Origin of the sequence: Bartonella sp. DB5-6, from assembly GCF_000278115.1 — a bacterium.
Taxonomy (GTDB): domain Bacteria; phylum Pseudomonadota; class Alphaproteobacteria; order Rhizobiales; family Rhizobiaceae; genus Bartonella; species Bartonella refiksaydamii.
Map to the genome: position 1 here is coordinate 18,002 of NZ_JH725122.1, position 18,338 is coordinate 36,339.

Genomic DNA, 18,338 nt, shown 5'->3' on the forward strand with positions numbered 1-18,338 from the left:
ATGATATTTGATGATGGCGATAGATATGTAACGACACGTGAGTGTGCACAGCTTTTTAGTGTATCCACAACAACGATTCGCAATTGGGTGCTTCAGGGGTTATTTCCGGAGCCCTATAAGCTAGGAAGAGCAGTGAGGTGGAGAAAGAAAGAGATCTTAGCATTCACTCCAAAGAAAAATAAGGAGCAAATAGGAGTAAATTAGATAAAGTTGTATAAACTGTAAAGAGTGGTCTAAAAGGTGGTCTAAAAACAGCTCTTTAAAGAAAAAATCTATATATTCAAATATGTTAAAGAAATAAAATGGTGCCGCATGCCGGATTCGAACCAGCGACCCCATCATTACGAATGATGTGCTCTACCAACTGAGCTAATGCGGCAAAGGCTTATACATTAATTGAACAAAAGTTGTTTTGAGGGTAATAGCCAAAAGTATATATAAAAGCAAGTAAGCATTTTGTTCAATGATTTATAAGTTTCAGTTGTCATTGAAGTAAGGGGAGAACTTTAGGAAGTGAGGAGCTGTTTTTGATTTTTATGCTATAAAGTTCTGATAGATCTTTTCAATTCGTGATCATGTTTTAATTTTGGAGTGATATAAAAACGCATCTTTGCGATGGGAGTTGGTTCAGATATTCTTGTAAAAATGAAAGTATCTATGCTTTTTGTGGGAAAGAAAAAATTGTTGAACAAGCTATATAGAGAATAAAAATATCATTGGTTTTTATGATATGAAGACAAAATCAGCAGAATTGATAAGAGGCGATTTCTCATTTTTATAGGAATAGGAGTAAGAGGGCGGTTTGATAAATTTAAGGTGGAGTAAGAACTATGTTGGATGAAAATCGGTTAATAAAATTGGAAACAAAGCTAGCGTACCAAGAAAGACTCATCGAGGAACTTTCTTCTGTGGTAACTGATCAATGGAAAAATTTAGATGAAATATCTAAAAAATTTGATATTTTAGCGCAGCGATTTTCAAATTTAGAAGAACGAAGTTCCTTTTAAGAAGCTGTTGTATTGTCCTCTCATCAATAGAGGCATTTAATGCCTGTATTAAAGTTCTCAGTTTTTTTGAGATATTGAAGTGTAATGTGTAATATAATAAGTAGCAATGGGCAACAATATCTTTTACATAATTGCAGTTATTTGCTGTTCAGATTTTTTCTGATGTTTGTAGCAGACATATGAAGTGAATTTCATAATCAGACGCTTTTAATTTGTTTTTATTAACCAAATGATCTTCAGCTATCTCTATAGGATGAAGTTCTCTAGTGGGCGGTATATATGGCATTATAGGCTTGAGAGGTGTCCTCGTAATATCAAATGTATTTTTGGGTATATGAGATTTTGCGAAAAGGCTTTTTGGGGGCATAATCCAAGAGACAAAATATTATTGCTAAAGCGCTAAAGATAGACCATATTGGTAAATAGGTGAGAGTAATGCAAGTTGAGGACAGGAAAGACGGCATGATATTGCGTATAGACTGGTTAAAGCTATAGATATTTGTTTGCAAGAAATTTACTAACAATTTTATTGAGGGTGGCATCCGATGTGATGTACTTACAGAGTTTGCGCTATCAATGACTGATACTATAATTGTCAGCGTAACAAAAATGAAAGCCATTAATTTAAGTAAAGGACGGAGCATATTTCTTCTTATCATTTTTGCATAATATTCGCGTAACGCATAGAAAAATAAGGAGTTGTATTATGACAAGAAAAATAAGTTTGCGTTTATTTTTTATGATTTTTAAAAAAGATGCACAAAAATTATAGTTAGTTTTTTTTGATAAAGATTTAAATTCAATATGAGTAATAAGGGAAGATGTTTAAGGGCAAGAACGATGAATTGAAGCGTAGCCTTCAAAATCGCCATATCCAAATGATTGCTTTGGGTGGTGTTATTGGAACGGGTCTTTTTTATGGGGCAACGGAGGCGATTCAATTAGCTGGTCCTTCAACCATTTTAGCTTATCTTTTTGGGGGGCTTATTATCTATTTTATTATGCGGATGCTTGGTGAAATGTCTGCAGAAGAACCGACTTCAGGTGCTTTTAGTTTTTTTGCATATAAATATTGGGGACGCTTTGCCGGTTTTATAACAGGTTGGAATTATTGGTTTCTTTATGTTCTTGTGAGTATGACTGAACTTACTGTGATTGGATTTTACCTTGATCATTGGATTTCGTTTGATCATTGGAAATCATCTATCATTGTTCTTTTGGTTATGACACTAATTAATTTGTTTAATGTGCGTTTTTATGGAGAATTTGAATTTAGTTGTGCTTTGATCAAAGTTACTGCTGTTGTTGGCATGATTGTTTTCGGGATTTTTCTCATTGTTACTGGAATGAATGGTAGTCAAGCGAGTATTCACTATCTTTGGAATCATGGCGGTTTTTTTCCGTATGGGGCAACAGGGGTTATTTTGGCTACTTCTGTAGTGATGTTTTCTTTTGGTGGAACAGAACTTGTTGGTATTGCTGCTGGAGAGGCAGCTAATCCACAAAAAACAATTCCAACGGCTATTCGTCAAGTTATGTGGAGGATTATAATTTTTTATATTGGTTCTATCAGTGTTATCATGATGATAAGCCCATGGAACATGATCGGGAAAAGTGGTAGTCCCTTTGTTACAATTTTTGAGACCGTAGGAATTCCTGCAGCAGGTCATATTTTAAATTTTGTGGTCATTATGGCTGCTGTTTCAGTTTATAACAGTGGCATTTATTCTAATGGTCGTATGCTTTATAGTTTAGCTATACAGAAAAATGCACCGCATATTTTTAGTAAACTTAGCTCTGCTCGTGTTCCTTATGTTGCTATCCTTTTTTCTTCTCTCTGTACTGCGATAATTGTCGTTGTAAATTTTATTATTCCTGATAATAGTTTTATGCGGATCATGGCTCTTGCTACTGCAGCAGCGATCATTACTTGGGCTATCATTGTTATTGTTCATTTAAAATTTCGCAAAGCACATAAAAACAAAAAAGGATCGTTTATTTATGCGTTTGGTTTATATCCTTACGCCAACTATCTTTGCCTTTGTTTTCTTGCTTTATTATTTTGTATTATGTTTATCAGCGGCTTTGGGCAAGATGGATTAATGGCTCAACTCTTAGGCATGATGGGAATAAAAGCGTCTTTTATTGAGTCATATATCCCAGTGCAGATGTCTGATATGAGTTTGGCGGTTATTATCATTCCTCTATGGTGCTTATTTTTGCTTTTGGGCTATAAGATCAGTGATATTGGTAGACAAGGTAATAAAAGGGATTGATGGGAATAAATCTTGGGGATCATAAATTTTGATAAGGTGACACAAGTCTTTGGTGATTTGTGTGTTCTAAGAGATATTACTTTACAGCTTACTGAAAGACGAATCGCAGTTATTGGAGCAAATGGTTCTGGAAAGAGCACATTTGTCCGTCTTATTAATGGATTGCAAATTCCATCAAATGGTTTTGTGAGTGTTGATGGGCTTGATACAAAACGCGATGCAAAAGCAGTAAAGCGTAAAGTAGGATTTGTTTTCCAAAATCCTGATAATCAGATTGTATTGCCGTTAGTGGAAGAAGATTTATCTTTTGGTCTCAAAAACTTAAAACTTAGTAAGGATGAAATTAAGAAACGTGTGGATGAAATTTTACAGCGTTATGATCTTCAGTCCTTTAAAAATCATGCAGTTCATTTATTAAGTGGTGGACAAAAACAATTGGTTGCTATTTCGAGTGTAGTAGCAATGAGACCAGATTATATTGTTTTTGATGAGCCCACAACATTACTTGATTTGCGTAATAAGCGTCGTGTCACACAAGTTATAGAGGAATTATCACAAACAGCGATTGTTGTATCGCATGATTTGGAGTTTTTGAAAAAGTTTGATAGAGTGTTAGTTTTCGAGAAGGGCGAGATAGTTGTTGATGATGTGCCTTTTGTTGCGATCAAAGAGTATATAAGAAGAATGTCGTGATTGGTTTATATCTTCCGAGGGATACGTTTATTCATAAGCTACAACCAAGCATTAAGTTGTTATTTCTTGCACTATGTGGAACTACTCTATTAATGGTTTCATCTATACCGTTTTTAGTATTTTTTTTATTGTTAGAAACTTTATTATATAGAGTTGCCAAAATTCCCTTTAGCACTGTGATGCAGCAGTTTAAATCAATAGGATTTTTTTTAGTCGTTATATTTTTGTTTCAAGTTATTTTTGTTAATTGGCTTGAGGGCGTTGAGGTCGTATTGCGTCTTATTATCCTTTTTTCTTTATCATTACTTATTTCATTCACAACAAAAGTTTCAGATATGGTGGACTCGATTCAAGCAGGGCTTCAGCCCTTTCGTTGTTTTGGTATAAATTCATCAAAAGTGAGTATGGTTATCTCTATGGCGATCAGGTTTATTCCTCTTTTGAGTGAAAAGTTTAATGAAGTGCGTGAAGCACAGCGAGCACGCGGGCTTAATACCAATATTGCAGCTCTTGCAATACCTCTAATTATACGAACCATAAGGATGGCTGAAGAAGTTGCTGAAGCATTGGAGGCACGTTGTTATAATGCTGATGCTGTTGATAAAGTATCTAACGATCAAAAAAATCATTCATAATGAAAGAATTATCTAGTGAATACAAAAGATTTAACTTATATCGCCTTATTTTCTGCTATTTATGCCGTTTTAGGTCTTTTCCCTCCGATTTTTCTTCCTTTTTTTCTTGGAGTTCCTATTACAGCTCAATCTATGGGGCCGATGTTAGCAGGATCTATACTTGGGGCCAAAAGAGGGGCCTTAGCATCGCTTCTTTTCCTTGTTCTTATTGCGATTGGATTACCTCTCTTGCCTGGAGGTCGTGGTGGAATCAGTGTTTTTACAGGAGTTACGAGTGGTTATCTGATTAGTTTTCCATTTGCTGCATTTTTTATTGGTTTTATGGTGGAGCTATTTTGGGCAAGATTGAATTTTATAACATTATTTGTGATAAACACTGTAGGTGGTATAGGAATTGTCTATGCTTTTGGCATACCGTGGATGGCTTATATTACTAGAGTTTCTTTATTAGAAGCTTTAACAGTTTCGTCAGGTTTTATGTTTGGTGGATTTGTGAAGGTATTTATTGCATCTTTTATTGCATTTGCGATTAAAAAATCTGTTCCTCTCATTACATCAAAGAAAGAGTAGTTTTTGCTTTGAATGAGGTTTTGTATCATATACCTCTGAAGCTAAAATAGAGAGGAGCTGATGACATTATAAAGCCATATTTTTAATTTTTTTGTCACTTTAATGAAGTAATCCATAAGATAAAAGAAACTTATATTATGTTATCTAAGTTATTATATCAAAGATAATAATTATATATTCTATATAAATTCTTATTAAGAACTGTAAACTTGAAAATTATTTTATCACTAAAAATTTGATAAATGCACTTTAACACAAATCGTGATGATGATTGTTCTTCTGTTGCAAAGTTTTGTGTTTTTTTCTACAAGAGAAATAAATAATTATCATTCTGAACGTATTTTATATAAATACTTTAATAATGATATAATAGTTTATTTTAATATAATATATTTTATATTATATTGATATAATAACGTTATGTTAAATTTACTATGTTAGTTCTATTAAAGAAGGTGATATTAAAACTATGAATATAAGGTATATATTTTCTATATGTATTTTTGTTTTATGTTTTTTTTCTACAGTACAAGCGTGTGATAGTGCAGTCATTCAAAGAGAAAAGTCTGTTATTACTTCTTATAATATTTCTGGTGCAGATTTATTTTCTAGGAAACAGATTGGCTCTTTATTCAATGAAGTTGTTATACTTTCTGTTCCAGAGAATCACGGTACATTTTGGAAAAGTGTGGTGCTAATGTTTCAGAAAGTGAAGCAAGTGTATGTTAATTTAGGACGATATTTATACGCTTCCATATTCTCCATATTTAATTGGTAGGGAGAGAGAATATATTATTTTAGCTCAGTTTTGCTGTAAAATTATGGAATGTACTTTACGGGATGGCATGAAAGGACTTCAAAAAGAAGTCCTTTTCCGTTAGTTATAGATTGTAGAGGCAAGTATGAAAATCTCATGCTCTTATTTTTATTTATACTCCCTCATTTTAAAAAAGATTAATAAGAATAAAGCGTTGTGTATGATAAAAAGGGATGTAATGTCTCGAGGCAACGGAGCTGAAGTATAGAATATACTTATCAAGTAAAGCTGCAATCTGATCCGAATGGAATGGTGATTTTATAGTAACCTTTCTGGATGTACCAGAAGCAATGCAGCAGGAGAAAATTGAGGGGAAGCTTTAGAACTCGCATTACATAGCTTATCTTATGCGTGCTCTATCTTTACTTTACCAATAGCACAAATAGTATAAGGCTCTTGTAACGATGACGGTAGATGCATGAAGTGCTCTCAAACTAGCAATGATAAAAGCTTTTAATGAAGCGGATATCACAGAAAGTTGGCTAATCGTCTTGGCAAGAAAGAAACAGAAGAACGATGTATCGTTGATCGAAACTATCCAATTAGGCTTTAAACACTGGTGCAAGCACTAACTGTGTTTGGTAGGGGAGGCGTTATCACAATCAAAGATGCAGCTTAATCTTGTCCCAATGTTTGGTAAGTCAAAGCGTATATTACAGTTATCATCGACAGGTTAGCTTCTTCGTTTCTTTCCGCACTCAATAAAATAACGCTGCCTTTTCTCATTGTGTTCAACCATTGAGAGCTCCTTTACCACGTCTCATGTAAGGTGATAATTAATTGCGGCAATAGCCCTAGATTTTGTGCTTGCTAATATTGTAAACTTTGTGTTTTTATAAAGTTTTTTCTTCTTCAAATTCATACTGATTAATACGATCTGTAATCCAAGTAGCAAAACACGTTTTTTATTCCCCAAAATGTATGTAATTCACGTGCATTTACTGTTTGAATAATTGCTTGTTCTATAGTTTTTTCTGTAATTTCTATGAGAGTGTTCATTGTGAACCCCTATCGATTAGAGGTTTGTTAATAACATTTCTAAAAGGTGCTTGGTACAAATAAACACAATCGATAGTTATTGCTATGCTCCTCTCAAAAGGGCATTTTTGGCATAGCACCCCCGAGAGAGCTGCTATATGCTACGCGCGTATATAATGAGTCAAAGTCTTTAATGTGCGAAAAAAGATTGTATCGACAATCTATCTGCTGTCAATTTAAGGCATTTGTTAGATATTCGATATCTCCACATGTATCTGATCCATATATATCTAACATTATCAAGCATTTTTCGATAGTTTTTTATGTTTTTTGTTGTTTTGTCTATGAGCGGTTCGTAATTCAGAACGCTTTTAGGAACACCACCGTCGTAAGTTTATGCTTTCACTTGTGCCTTGGTACTAAAATCTGCCTTTTCCGATATTGTATAACACTGTCTGCCATCAAATTTTTTAGACTCTTTTGTGCCATCTTCATATTATAGGCTCTTGTTCAGGTCTTGGAGGCTTGTTGGCGGGCAATGGTCCTATCTAATGGGCATTAGTGGGGATAATGGTTTTAGCGGCATGTGCAGGCATAGCGTTTGTAGTCAAGCGGTTTAGAGAGCAACTTTTGCGATTTTTTGGCTTAAGAAATATTTTCTCATGTTTACAGCGGCTTTAGCCGTTTTTTTTAATATCTTTAGCGAAAGCCTTTCACCTTGGCAAGAAAAGCGGATGGCATAAGCAAACAGAAAATGCGTTAAAGACAGCTATGACACGGCTTGAGGTTGAAAATGAAGTTAATCAGAAAAGTGATGTTGATGTGCGTACTGAACTTTCTTGTTGGGTGCGCGGCAAATAGGTCTGTTTCTTGTGGTGGCTGGTTGCCAATTTATCTGGATAATCAGGACGTTGCGGTCATCAGTTCTAACCTTGCAAGAGATATTTTAAAGCATAACAAGCAGGGAGCACATTTATGTGGTTGGAAAGATGGTCAAGAAACGAAGCAGCAAAGATAAAGATCTTACAGAAACAGAACAACAGCTGCTTCACGAGATGATAGAGACCTATCAAGGCTTAAAGATGATGTCACGCATCATGAAATGGTTAGCATTCATTGTCTTTATGTTTATTATTGATTTCGCCCGCATTATGGACGCACTAGACAATATCTTCTCACATCTCAAAAAGTGGATAATCAAAAGTTAGTGCACTAAAAATCTTTTCTTTAAAATATGATGACACAAGAATTTACACAAACACTGTTTGCGTGGATGGGTGGTAAACACTATCTGCGTAAGAAAATTATACCGATTTTAAATAATATTAACCATGAAACCTATGTTGAACCATTTTTAGGTTCAGGTGTTATTTTCCTGAACAAACGACCAGCGAAATATTCAATCATTAATGATTTGAATGGAGAGATCACGAACCTGTTTCAATGTGTTCAAAATAACTTTGATGAATTAGCCAAACGGCTGGAGTGGTTAGTTTGTTCGAGACAGTTGTTTTTTGAATTTGCTTCTATTGAAGCAGAGAGCCTCTCCAAGGTTGAAAGAGCCGCACGTTTTTTGTTTCTCCAACGTTGTGTCATGTATGGGAAAAAAGAGTATGTCTCTTTTGGTTTTGGAAGAAAAAAAACTACGACTTTTAATCCCGATAAGCTTTTAGCAAGAATGAGGCGTGTAAGGCAAAAGCTTCTTGATACGACAATCTTAAATTTATCATGGGAACGGGTTGTCGAGCTTTTTGATGCACCAGACAGTTTATTTTACCTAGACCCGCCTTATCTTGTGAAGAAGAAGTGTTACAGCTCTGGGAATTTTGTTGAAGATGATTTTGTAAAGATGGCAAGCATTCTTAAAGATCTCCAAGGCAAATTTGTCTTGAGTCTGAATGATTGTGATGCGGTTCGAGAGATCTTTAGGGATTTTGACTTTTTAGAATTAGAGACCATTTGGACAGCAGGTACGGCAAAAAAAACGCCCCGAAAAGAACTCTTGATTCGCAATAATTGAGGAAAATCATAAAAAGATTTGTTAGAATCAGAAGAAATATTTCTTCTCTAATAGGACTTTTTTGATGCTTACATCCTTTGGTAAAATTTTACGCAAACTTCGCATTGATCACTCAGAACGTCTCTTAGATATGGCTAAGAAATTAGACATATCTGTAGCATTTTTATCTTCTGTAGAAATTGGCAAAAGATCTGTTCCTGTAGGACTGGAGGAAAAGATCATAGAGCTCTATGGTTTAGATAAAGCTATGGCTTCTCTCTTAAAAAAAGCAGCCTATTCTTGTCGAAAAAGCATCATAATAAAGCCTTCTACTCCGTTGCAACGCGAAACTGTTGTTGCGTTTATGAGACTTTTAGATGGCTTACATCAAGAAGCGTTAGCAGACTTCAAAGAAACATTAGAAACATTGTGCGAAGCGTGCTTTATAGAGAAATGTTAGAAAATCCTATTCTCTCACTTTTATCTACGCATCCCTCACTTCAAAAAGGATAAGTAAAATCAATGCACTACCTGTAATAAAAACAACATGGTACGCCCAAGGGGAATTGAACCCCTGTTTCCGCCGTGAAAGGGCGGCGTCCTAACCGCTAGACGATGGGCGCAAACCAATGATGAGGCTTATAGAGAGGATCTTTTTACTTCGCAAGCCCTCTGCGTAATTTTTTTGAAAAAAACGCGTTTTATTGAATTATTTTCGAGTGTGTTTATGGCATTTTGGTCGAGATTGTTTTATTTTCCAGAATTGAAAATATAGAGAATAATTATAATGGTTGATAAAAAAGTTTCTATGTTAATCATAATAGTCGAATGATATTTTTTATGCTTACCGTTTTGAGGAATAAGTAAAAATGATAAAAGCAGCATTTTAAATGGATCGGAGCTTTTGTATCATTTTAATTGTTTTTTTTGAGAGGTTTGTTTGGTACTTCACTTTTTCCAAGATCTTCTATGAAAGAAAGAGGTCTTCTAAAGTTTTAGGTAAAACTATAAGCTGCTACAGAGCAGTTTTTTTTTAAATAGAACGATAAATACTCATTGATAAACTGAAAGATGATACGAATCATGCAAAAGCTGTCTTTACATTATAGATTGTAGATTCATTTCATTTGATAGAATGGAAAAAGTGCGCACCGTAAAATGAAAAAAATATTGCATCACATCAAAAGCAGAAGGGAAGTTAATTATCGCTTTTTTTCATTTTCATTTTTATGTGATTGAATGAGAAATTTTTGGAAAACGTGAAAGTTTACCGCTTATTTTTACATATCTGACACGTTTTTTAAAAAAACTGTTATACATGTGGAGAAACGATGCAGGTGCATCTAACTGGAGTGCGCAAATATTTTCAAGGTGTTGACGATAAGGTGATCTGAAATTTTTGATTTGTAAATGTTATTGTTATGCTATTCCGCGTAACGTTCTAGAGTTGAGTTGTGTACAACCATATTTTCTGATTTCTGCTTTGGTGTAAAGTTTCACTTAGATATATAGGATATTAAGGCTTTTTTATTAAAGAAAAGATATTTTTAATATAGTTTAAGCTGTGCAACGCTAGAAAGAGATATGATATCCTTTGCTCATCCAGTTTGTTCTGTTCTCTTAATTTTTCATATGTAAGAGTGTTGTTTGTTCAATATGTGTTAAATTGGAGGAGGTATTTTTGCGTGCACTCTACAAAGTCTTCAATAGCCATTTGTTAATTGTTTTTTAATTTTTTTGTTTCTGCTAAAAATAAAGCTATCCTTATAATTTGTTGATGACAATCAGATCTATAAATTTTGAAAATTCTCACAGAAAGAATCTGCAATAATTTAGTTTATATGTGAAACATCTTTAATGTTAGGAGAGTAGATAAGTTTTTTTATTAGAAATGGATGATTGATAGTTTTTAATGCATATAAAGTCTTGATGAGATTATGGTGCACTTCTATTTTCATAAAAGTTATCGTTGCGAACGTTTACAAAATAATATTTCTGTATGTTGCTATTGTTTGAAAGATGTATAAAAAGCAATGTGTCGTTTGTAATTGAAAATTTTTAGTGTGTTTATTAGCCATCTTTAGTATCTGAAGAAGTATTTTTATGAAGGCTAATATTCTTTGAAAGAGATAAACATTTGTATTTTTAGGGGGGATTGAATGAGCTGTGTTGTTGTATTAGAGGAAAAATTGAATTGAAGAGAGTTGGAGATTTCTCTAGATTGTACTTAGTTGTAAGCATCATCTGCGTTGATTTGTGCGTTTTGTAAGTATTTTTCAGAAGATAGGGATGAGCGGTTAGATAATGGCAGAAGCTTTAAAAGTTGGCATTGCCGGTCTTGGTACGGTTGGTACTTCGGTTATTAGAATTCTACGCGAAAAAGCTAGTGATTTGGCTTACCAATGTGGACGACCAATCGAAATTGCTGCTGTTAGTGCGCGTGATCAGGGTCGTAATCGTGGAATTGATTTGAGTGATGTGAAATGGTTTGATTCACCTGTAGATCTGGCGGCTTCTGATGAGATTGATGTTTTTATTGAATTAATTGGTGGTGAATTAGATGTCGTATATGAAGCTGTTAAAAAGGCGCTTGAGGTCGGACATCATGTGGTTACTGCTAATAAAGCGCTTCTCGCTCGACATGGGGTGGAGTTTGCTTTAAGTGCAGAAAAAAAAGGCATTTTTCTTCATTTTGAAGCTGCTGTTGCAGGAGGAATCCCTATCATCAAAGCGATGAGAGAATCACTTATCGGTAATCGCGTATCGCGGATTTATGGCATTCTCAATGGAACTTGCAATTATATATTAACACGCATGTTTACTGAAAGTCTTTCCTTTAAAGATTGTTTGGCAGATGCACAGAAACTTGGTTATGCTGAAGTTGATCCCACTTTTGATATTGGAGGCCATGATACCGCTCATAAATTAGCTTTATTAACAAGTTTAGCGTTTGGAACGGCGGTTTCATTAGATGACGTTTATGTTGAGGGAATTAGCAATATTTCGCAGATTGATATCCGTGCCGCTGATGAATTGGGTTATCGGATTAAGCTTTTAGGGGTTGCATTAGAAACCGATTCTGGAATCGAGCAACGTGTTCATCCGACAATGGTACCGACATCATCAATGATTGCGCAGATTCATGGTGTAACAAATGCTCTTTCTATTCAAAGTGATCTATTAGGTGAATTACTGTTTTCTGGTCCCGGTGCTGGAGGAGCAGCAACAGCATCAGCGGTTATTGGTGATTTGGCTGACATAGCAAAAGCACGTCCTGGTTTTCAATATGCACCTGTTTTAAGAAGTCCTGCATTGGGGCTTTCTCCTCATAAAAAAGCACGTATTTCTCAACATGCAGGTGGTTATTTTATTCGTTTAAATGTTCATGATCGTGCTGGTGTTTTTGCGGCAGTTGCAAGACATATGGCTGATAATCATATTTCATTAGAGTCGATTGTTCAAAGGTCTTTTGTAGAGAGTCAGATTGTAAAAACAATCATTTTAATAACGCATGAAACAACGGAAGTGAATGTACGACAAGCACTTGCCGCAATTGAAAAAGATGGTCATCTTATTGCAAAATCTCAGTTTATTCGTATCGAACCTATGGCGTAAAATTGATAATTTGATTTATAATGGCAAAGGGAGAAGCTTGAGTGTTTTTTTTCTTGTGGAAAGTTCTTATCTTTGCCAAAAGCTTTTTTCTTATTGCTTAGTAATAAATACTAGCGTTTTTCGTTAGTGCTCATTCGGTAGGATTTTTATATGCCCACAACCCAAAAGATTTTAAATGGACTTGATCGTATTCTAACACTTGAATTGGTACGTGTAACTGAACGCGCTGCTGTTGCAGCTGCACGCTGGCGCGGGCGTGGTGATGAAAAGGCTGCTGATCAAGCTGCTGTAGATGCTATGCGTCGCGAGCTTAATCGGTTACCTATAGATGGTACAGTGGTGATTGGCGAAGGTGAGCGCGATGAAGCTCCTATGCTTTATATTGGAGAAAAAGTAGGTCTTCAAAATGGACTGGCAATTGATATTGCACTTGATCCACTTGAGGGGACCACAATTTGTGCTAAAAATCTTGCTAATTCCCTAGCAGTAGTTGCAATTGCTGAAAAGGGGAATTTACTCTATGCTCCTGATGTTTATATGGAAAAAATTGCTATTGGTTCTGGTTATCCGAAGGGGATAGTTGATATAGATACCTCTCCTACGGATAATATTCATGCTCTTGCAAAAGCTAAAGGAGTTGCTGTTAATCAGGTAACTGTTTGTATTATGGATCGGCCTCGCCATGAAAAACTAATTAATGAAGTGCGAAAAACGGGGGCATCAATTCGTTTAATTGGTGATGGAGATGTTGCAGCCGTTATTGATACGACCCATCCAGATGAAACGGGTATTGATATCTACATGGGGATTGGTGGAGCACCAGAGGGTGTACTAGCGGCTGCAGCCTTACGCTGTATTGGTGGACAGATGCAAGGGCGTTTGCAGCTTGATACAGAAGAAAAAATTGCACGTGCAATTAAAATGGGGATAGATAATCCCAATAAAGTTTATACAATGGAAGAAATGGCAAAGGGTGATGTGTTGTTTTCTGCAACGGGTGTAACGGATGGCAATATGCTTTCTGGTGTTAAATTTACTCCTCGTTATATTCAGACGGAGACTCTCGTGATGCGTTCACATACTGGCACAATTCGTAATATTAAAGCACAGCACAGGGATTATTCAAAATTTGATTAGCGCTTTTTCCCCTTGTCATTACTTAAGAAATAAAAGAAATACCGTTTTTGGAGAGTCCGCTTTTATAAAAATTTTAAGAGATGCCTTCATGGAAACATTGATTATGGTTTAGAAATATCTTTTATTGTTATGAGAGTTTGACAGAGTGCACCCAGCCATTTTTATCTTCTATATTGCCTTTTTGAAGGTCAACCAGTTGTGTGCGAAGTCTTTTTGTGACCTCACCAATCATTTCATTTCCGATGATTAATTCTCCACCTTTGTATTTGAAACGGCCAATCGCTGTAATAACGGCCGCTGTACCACAAGCAAAAACTTCTTTAAGGTGACCACTTTGTGCATCCTCCTTGAGCGTTTCAAAAGAATAAGGACGCTCTTCTATCGTTAGTTCCATTTGTTGCGCTAACTGTAAAATTGAATGACGTGTTATTCCTGGAAGGATAGTGCCATTAAGTGCAGGTGTTACAAGTGTATTATTTGCCATAATAAAGCAAATATTCATGCCGCCGAGTTCTTCAATCCACTCATGTTCAACCATATCAAGGAAAAGCACTTGGCTGCAATTATTTTGCGCTGCACTGTTTTGTGCAAGTAAGCTTGCTGCATAGTTGCCACCGCATTTGGCAGATCCTGTACCTCCCGGACCAGCACGGCTATAAACTGTTTCGATCCATACGCTAACAGATTTTTCTTCTTCCTTAAAATATGACCCAACAGGAGATGCTATTATACAGAAAATATATTCTTTAGAAGGGCGAACTCCTAAAAAGTTTTCATTGCCAAACATGAAAGGGCGTATGTAAAGGCTTGCATTTGGACGATCAGAAACCCATTTTTGATCAACTTTTACCAATTGGTTGACTGCATCCAAAAAGATATCCTGTGGTAATTCCGGCATAGCTAAACGCTTCGCCGATTCTATAAAACGTTGTGCATTGGCATCAGGGCGGAATAACAAAATGCGTCCATCTTTCGCGCGATATGCTTTTAACCCCTCAAAAATTTCCTGCCCGTAATGCAAAACGGTACTTGCTGGGTTAATCTCTAAAGATTTGTATGGAGAAATAACGGCGTTATACCAACCTTTGGCTTCAGACCATTGGATGGTACACATGTGATCTGTAAAAAATTGACCAAAACCAGGACTTTTTAGAATTTCTTCACGGTTTCCGTCTGGCAAAGGTGATGGATGTTTTTCTATTTTAAACGGAAACGATGATGTAAGAGATTTCATAAGTAAAACCTTTTTGGGTGTGCTCTATTTCTATGTGTTTTTTCATTATAAAAAATAATGGGATACGTTTATTAAAACTTTATTACTAGCGAGTCATTTATGTCAATGATCTTATTATGGAATTAAAAAGAAAGGCTATTAAGAGATATTTTTGTTTCTATTTTCATAATATTTTCTTCTCAAATTTATCACGTAATCTGGAACCTTTATACGTAGTTATCGTTTTTCAAAACAAGTATCTGAATAATTTTATATGCATATCTTATAGCTTAAAGGTAGGGGCATTGAGAAAAGGAACTTACTATGATTGATAAAAACTACCACATATACGAGGAACGTATGGCGGCAGAAAAGAAAGATCGTGAACAGCATAATTCGATTGGTAAAGCTATTCTTGCTATTCTTCTTGGACTCGTTATTATCTGGTTCATTTTTGGCTTTTTAGGATCTTTTTTTGAAAAATCTCCTGAGCGTATCTCTCACTATAATACGACAGAATCAAATCAAACAGTAACAAATCCGAGGCAAGATTTAAATCCAACATCTCCAGTACCTTATACTTATAAGGGCACGAGCTCACCTTTATCTCATGAAAAAAAATCTTCAGAGGAAAGAATCTAACTTACCGCGGTTCAAGGTGTAAAATTACTTCAAATGTATGAATTAGAAACGTATAATAGGATTTTAATTCCTGAAGTTAATCGATGAATTAATTAATGGGCATCACAATAAATAATGTAGCGGTTGTTAAAGCCGTCTCATTATTTATTTAGCGTGTGATGAAGCAACTTCCTCCAGATTTTTTTATATTTTCACAAAGGTTTAAGGCATCATTCCGATTTTGTGTTTGAATACGAACACGATAATAAATTCCTTTTCCTGGGATGAGAGCAGAATGAATACTTAAAGGAAGAGTGCCTATAAGGAATCCAAATCTGGACTTCATGTTTTTCAAAGAATCTTTCGCTAGTGCTTGGGTCGGTTGGGATGCAAGCTGTACGTAATAACTTTCTGAATCTTGTGTAGCTATTTGGCTTGGTGATGTTGGGCGAGAAGCAGTATGTTTTTGTAGTTCTGAGTTTCTCTCTGTATGTGAAGGAAGTGGTATAACTTTTCCTTTAATATCGGAGGTGGAAGTGTGTTCAGCTATTATTCTATCGATATCATTCGTGAGATGATCTTCTATTTTTTTGTTGTCTATATCAGAATCATGTGAAGAAACAAGGGGAGTATCTTGAAGCTGGTCTACAATAGTTTGATCAGTTGTTTCTTCTGGCTCATCAGAATTTTTACTTTCTGTATGATGCATTGGCGCCAGTACAACTGTACCGTCTTGGTTTACAACAACAGTTTGAACTTCTCGCGTTGGAATGGTGTGATTGATGGCTTCTGTCACTGCATCTTCAACGTCAGATTCATCGAGAGAAGAGGATGAAAAATTTGTAGATTCTTGTTGGTTTAATTCTGCTAACTTTTCAGGTCGTTCAGAATTATCAATAAGAGATTGTTGTATGTTTTCTTGTTTTTCATTTTCTCCAGTTGTTTGTTTATAAATATCTAAATTATGTGTAACATCATTCTTCGTTTCCGTTGTTTCATGTTTGAATTTGAAAGGCGTATTGTCAGCATGGATAATGGGGGTGCTTTCATTTTTTTGTGGCGGTATAAAGAAATAGGAATAACCGGCAAAACCAATTGCTATTAAAATAAGAAGAACGACACTTTTGGTAAGAGTTTTACTAACAATAAAACTTTTTAATGGAGGGGTGGTTGATGCATGAGTGGGGATTTTATTTCTACCTTTGTATAACGAATCTTCAGGACAAGAGGAGGAATCATATCCGATACTGCCGGCGGGAAAATAGTTAGCATTTTGATCTTGGGAATTTGTATATGCATCTTCTCTTCGATTTTGCATGGTTTGATGAAAGATTTCATTGAAGATTTCATTTTGCTGTTGTTGGGAAAAATCTTCTTCTGGGATATTTCCTACATTGAATACATCAGCAAATTCTTCTTTTAAATTATCTGTCGGTACATCATATTCTGGGGCTTCATACGGAACTTCAGGAACCATAATTGGTCCAGTTTTTTCTACGATTTCCTCTGCAAATTTATAAGTATCGACATTCGGAGGGGGAGTATCTCTATGTGTGTAGTTATGAGAAAAAAAACTATTCTTTTGTGTTGTACTAAGGATTTCCGATGAGGGGGACATGCTATTTAAATTGTTTTGATCAGAGATGTTTTCAGCATTATTGACGTATTGGGCTTGAGCGTCACGGTATTCTAAAATTTCTGCAGCATCAATTTTTTGTTCTGAAAATTTTTCTTCGTAAAACTGTGGATAATCAGGAGTATAAACTCTTTGCGAAAAGCTTTTTGAATCAAACTGCTTGTCGATGTGCGCTGAATCTAAAGATGATGGAATATCACTTGTTGTTTCATTTCTTGCTGTGTTTTGTCTCTCTGAAATAATATCAGAAGATGAGAAAGACATATTTGTATCCATAGGAGGAAAAGAGACGTCAGTATAATGTTCGTTAACCAAATTCTGTTGATTAGCTGAAACTTTATACGGATGATTTACAGGAGTATCGTAGAAGTTGTTATTATCGTCATAATTTCGTTGTATGTGAGGGATATTCGCTTGTTGTGAGGCTGTTTGTGAAAAATGGTCGGATTGTTCAGCGGGTTCTGTAGTAACGCCTTTATTATTGCGTTTATCAGCTTCATCAAAAAAGAGATTTTCTGATTGGGTACTAAAATCACTTTCTTCAAAAAAAGGGTCCCTGCTAATTGGTGTAGCACTATTTTGAGGTGATTGATTCTTTTGAATGGGTAATGGGGAAAGCGAATCTAAAATTTTTTCTTCATCGTGACTTATAGGTAAAGAATGTACCCCTTCAGACAAAAAGCTATTTTGTTCTGGATAGTTAAAAGAAGTAGTTCGAGCAATATTTGAAGTTAGTTCATTGCTGCTTGTGTGTAAATTCTGTTGCTTTTTTTGATCATCAAAGGGCAAGTCATGCGTTAAACTATTTTCAAGTTCTGCCTCTAGAAAGGATAAATCAAAATTATCATCATGATATGAAGTTTTAGGAGGATGAGGTACTGATCGATCAGTTTGTAGAGAAGATTGATCGTTTTGGTCTTTGCTCTGTTTGTACGGATTAAAAATTCGCGTAAGCCTCTCTAAAGGATCATGGTGTTCATGATCTTTTTTTATTTCACGTGGATTCTTGCGATTGTTATCGCTCATAGCTTTTCTCACATAATGATTTGCATTTGCGTGCAATAAATGGTTAATTTTGATTTATTATTATCTTAAAATTATAAATTCCCTCCCTCCTATGACAGGGATATATGAAAAAGTT

General features: G+C 35.3%; 16 protein-coding genes, 2 tRNA genes and 3 pseudogenes. 16 read left to right on the forward strand and 5 right to left on the reverse strand.

The features are described from left to right. Complete coding sequence (locus MCO_RS08120) at positions 1-204, forward strand: AlpA family transcriptional regulator (protein WP_007553275.1); 204 nt, start codon at positions 1-3, stop codon at positions 202-204. Positions 205-303: 99 nt separating this feature from the next. Here MCO_RS08120 and MCO_RS08125 read toward each other — a convergent pair. Next, a tRNA-Thr gene (locus MCO_RS08125) sits at positions 304-379 on the reverse strand. A gap of 451 nt (positions 380-830) precedes the next feature. On the opposite strand from MCO_RS08125, the gene MCO_RS08130 reads away from it, so the two are divergent. The 6 genes from MCO_RS08130 to MCO_RS08155 all read left to right on the forward strand — a co-directional run bounded on the left by MCO_RS08130 (position 831) and on the right by MCO_RS08155 (position 5,959). Beyond that, on the forward strand, positions 831-1,007 hold the full coding sequence (locus MCO_RS08130) for a SlyX family protein (protein WP_007553792.1): 177 nt from the start codon (positions 831-833) through the stop codon (positions 1,005-1,007). Between the two features lie 821 nt (positions 1,008-1,828). After that, complete coding sequence (locus MCO_RS08135; RefSeq protein ID WP_007553794.1) at positions 1,829-3,283, forward strand: amino acid permease; 1,455 nt, start codon at positions 1,829-1,831, stop codon at positions 3,281-3,283. 12 nt (positions 3,284-3,295) lie between these two features. Further along, entirely contained in the window at positions 3,296-3,976 is a 681-nt protein-coding gene (locus MCO_RS08140; protein ID WP_007553796.1) for an energy-coupling factor ABC transporter ATP-binding protein, read from the forward strand. Then, positions 3,973-4,611, forward strand: coding sequence for an energy-coupling factor transporter transmembrane protein EcfT (locus tag MCO_RS08145; protein ID WP_007553798.1), 639 nt, complete (start codon positions 3,973-3,975; stop codon positions 4,609-4,611). Before MCO_RS08140 ends, MCO_RS08145 begins: the two co-directional genes overlap by 4 nt. A gap of 15 nt (positions 4,612-4,626) precedes the next feature. Next, a complete protein-coding gene (locus tag MCO_RS08150) occupies positions 4,627-5,181 on the forward strand; it encodes a biotin transporter BioY (protein ID WP_007553799.1) in 555 nt (184 codons plus the stop codon). A 469-nt stretch (positions 5,182-5,650) separates the two neighbouring features. Beyond that, positions 5,651-5,959 carry a hypothetical protein gene (locus MCO_RS08155; RefSeq protein ID WP_007553800.1) on the forward strand — a complete coding sequence of 103 codons (309 nt, stop codon included), beginning with the start codon at positions 5,651-5,653 and terminating at the stop codon, positions 5,957-5,959. Positions 5,960-7,274: 1,315 nt separating this feature from the next. On the opposite strand, the pseudogene MCO_RS11600 reads toward MCO_RS08155, so the two are convergent. Beyond that, positions 7,275-7,472: pseudogene (locus MCO_RS11600) on the reverse strand (hypothetical protein); the annotation flags it as partial. Between MCO_RS11600 and MCO_RS10335 the strand changes: the two are divergent. The 6 genes and pseudogenes from MCO_RS10335 to MCO_RS08170 all read left to right on the forward strand — a co-directional run. Then, positions 7,472-7,657: pseudogene (locus MCO_RS10335) on the forward strand (hypothetical protein); the annotation flags it as partial. The pseudogenes MCO_RS11600 and MCO_RS10335 overlap by 1 nt on opposite strands. After that, positions 7,639-7,837: pseudogene (locus tag MCO_RS11350) on the forward strand (hypothetical protein). The pseudogenes MCO_RS10335 and MCO_RS11350, both read left to right, overlap by 19 nt. Next, positions 7,770-7,994, forward strand: coding sequence for a hypothetical protein (locus tag MCO_RS11355; RefSeq protein WP_007553802.1), 225 nt, complete (start codon positions 7,770-7,772; stop codon positions 7,992-7,994). The pseudogene MCO_RS11350 and the gene MCO_RS11355 overlap by 68 nt, the downstream one beginning before the upstream one ends. Continuing rightward, entirely contained in the window at positions 7,954-8,184 is a 231-nt protein-coding gene (locus MCO_RS08160; protein WP_007553803.1) for a hypothetical protein, read from the forward strand. The genes MCO_RS11355 and MCO_RS08160 overlap by 41 nt, the downstream gene beginning before the upstream one ends. 26 nt (positions 8,185-8,210) lie before the next feature. Beyond that, the gene (locus tag MCO_RS08165) at positions 8,211-8,996 is read left to right on the forward strand and encodes a DNA adenine methylase (protein ID WP_007552641.1); all 786 of its coding nucleotides are present in this window, start codon (positions 8,211-8,213) and stop codon (positions 8,994-8,996) included. Between the two features lie 64 nt (positions 8,997-9,060). Continuing rightward, entirely contained in the window at positions 9,061-9,435 is a 375-nt protein-coding gene (locus MCO_RS08170) for a helix-turn-helix domain-containing protein (protein WP_007552642.1), read from the forward strand. Between the two features lie 88 nt (positions 9,436-9,523). Here MCO_RS08170 and MCO_RS08175 read toward each other — a convergent pair. Continuing rightward, positions 9,524-9,598: transfer RNA gene (locus tag MCO_RS08175), tRNA-Glu, on the reverse strand. A gap of 1,681 nt (positions 9,599-11,279) precedes the next feature. Here MCO_RS08175 and MCO_RS08180 point away from each other — a divergent pair. Then, positions 11,280-12,590 carry a homoserine dehydrogenase gene (locus MCO_RS08180; protein WP_007553804.1) on the forward strand — a complete coding sequence of 437 codons (1,311 nt, stop codon included), beginning with the start codon at positions 11,280-11,282 and terminating at the stop codon, positions 12,588-12,590. Between the two features lie 150 nt (positions 12,591-12,740). Continuing rightward, positions 12,741-13,727: a class II fructose-bisphosphatase gene (gene glpX / locus MCO_RS08185; protein ID WP_007553805.1), complete on the forward strand. Its 987-nt coding sequence runs from the start codon at positions 12,741-12,743 to the stop codon at positions 13,725-13,727. A 127-nt stretch (positions 13,728-13,854) separates the two neighbouring features. Here the strand turns inward: glpX and MCO_RS08190 are convergent, their stop codons facing one another. Further along, entirely contained in the window at positions 13,855-14,961 is a 1,107-nt protein-coding gene (locus MCO_RS08190; protein ID WP_007553806.1) for a branched-chain amino acid aminotransferase, read from the reverse strand. 303 nt (positions 14,962-15,264) lie between these two features. On the opposite strand from MCO_RS08190, the gene MCO_RS08195 reads away from it, so the two are divergent. Next, entirely contained in the window at positions 15,265-15,582 is a 318-nt protein-coding gene (locus tag MCO_RS08195) for a hypothetical protein (protein ID WP_007553807.1), read from the forward strand. A 148-nt stretch (positions 15,583-15,730) separates the two neighbouring features. Here the strand turns inward: MCO_RS08195 and MCO_RS08200 are convergent, their stop codons facing one another. After that, a complete protein-coding gene (locus MCO_RS08200) occupies positions 15,731-18,223 on the reverse strand; it encodes an SPOR domain-containing protein (RefSeq protein ID WP_007553808.1) in 2,493 nt (830 codons plus the stop codon). Between the last annotated feature and the right edge of the window lie 115 nt (positions 18,224-18,338).

Coding starts and splice junctions, on each gene's coding strand:
- MCO_RS08195 (WP_007553807.1), top strand. CDS start 15,265: ATGATTGATAAAAACTACCACATATACGAGGAACGTATGGCGGCAGAA.
- MCO_RS08165 (WP_007552641.1), top strand. CDS start 8,211: ATGATGACACAAGAATTTACACAAACACTGTTTGCGTGGATGGGTGGT.
- MCO_RS08180 (WP_007553804.1), top strand. CDS start 11,280: ATGGCAGAAGCTTTAAAAGTTGGCATTGCCGGTCTTGGTACGGTTGGT.
- MCO_RS11355 (WP_007553802.1), top strand. CDS start 7,770: ATGAAGTTAATCAGAAAAGTGATGTTGATGTGCGTACTGAACTTTCTT.
- MCO_RS08170 (WP_007552642.1), top strand. CDS start 9,061: ATGCTTACATCCTTTGGTAAAATTTTACGCAAACTTCGCATTGATCAC.
- MCO_RS08155 (WP_007553800.1), top strand. CDS start 5,651: ATGAATATAAGGTATATATTTTCTATATGTATTTTTGTTTTATGTTTT.
- glpX (WP_007553805.1), top strand. CDS start 12,741: ATGCCCACAACCCAAAAGATTTTAAATGGACTTGATCGTATTCTAACA.
- MCO_RS08130 (WP_007553792.1), top strand. CDS start 831: ATGTTGGATGAAAATCGGTTAATAAAATTGGAAACAAAGCTAGCGTAC.
- MCO_RS08120 (WP_007553275.1), top strand. CDS start 1: ATGATATTTGATGATGGCGATAGATATGTAACGACACGTGAGTGTGCA.
- MCO_RS08190 (WP_007553806.1), bottom strand. CDS start 14,961: ATGAAATCTCTTACATCATCGTTTCCGTTTAAAATAGAAAAACATCCA.
- MCO_RS08200 (WP_007553808.1), bottom strand. CDS start 18,223: ATGAGCGATAACAATCGCAAGAATCCACGTGAAATAAAAAAAGATCAT.
- MCO_RS08135 (WP_007553794.1), top strand. CDS start 1,829: ATGTTTAAGGGCAAGAACGATGAATTGAAGCGTAGCCTTCAAAATCGC.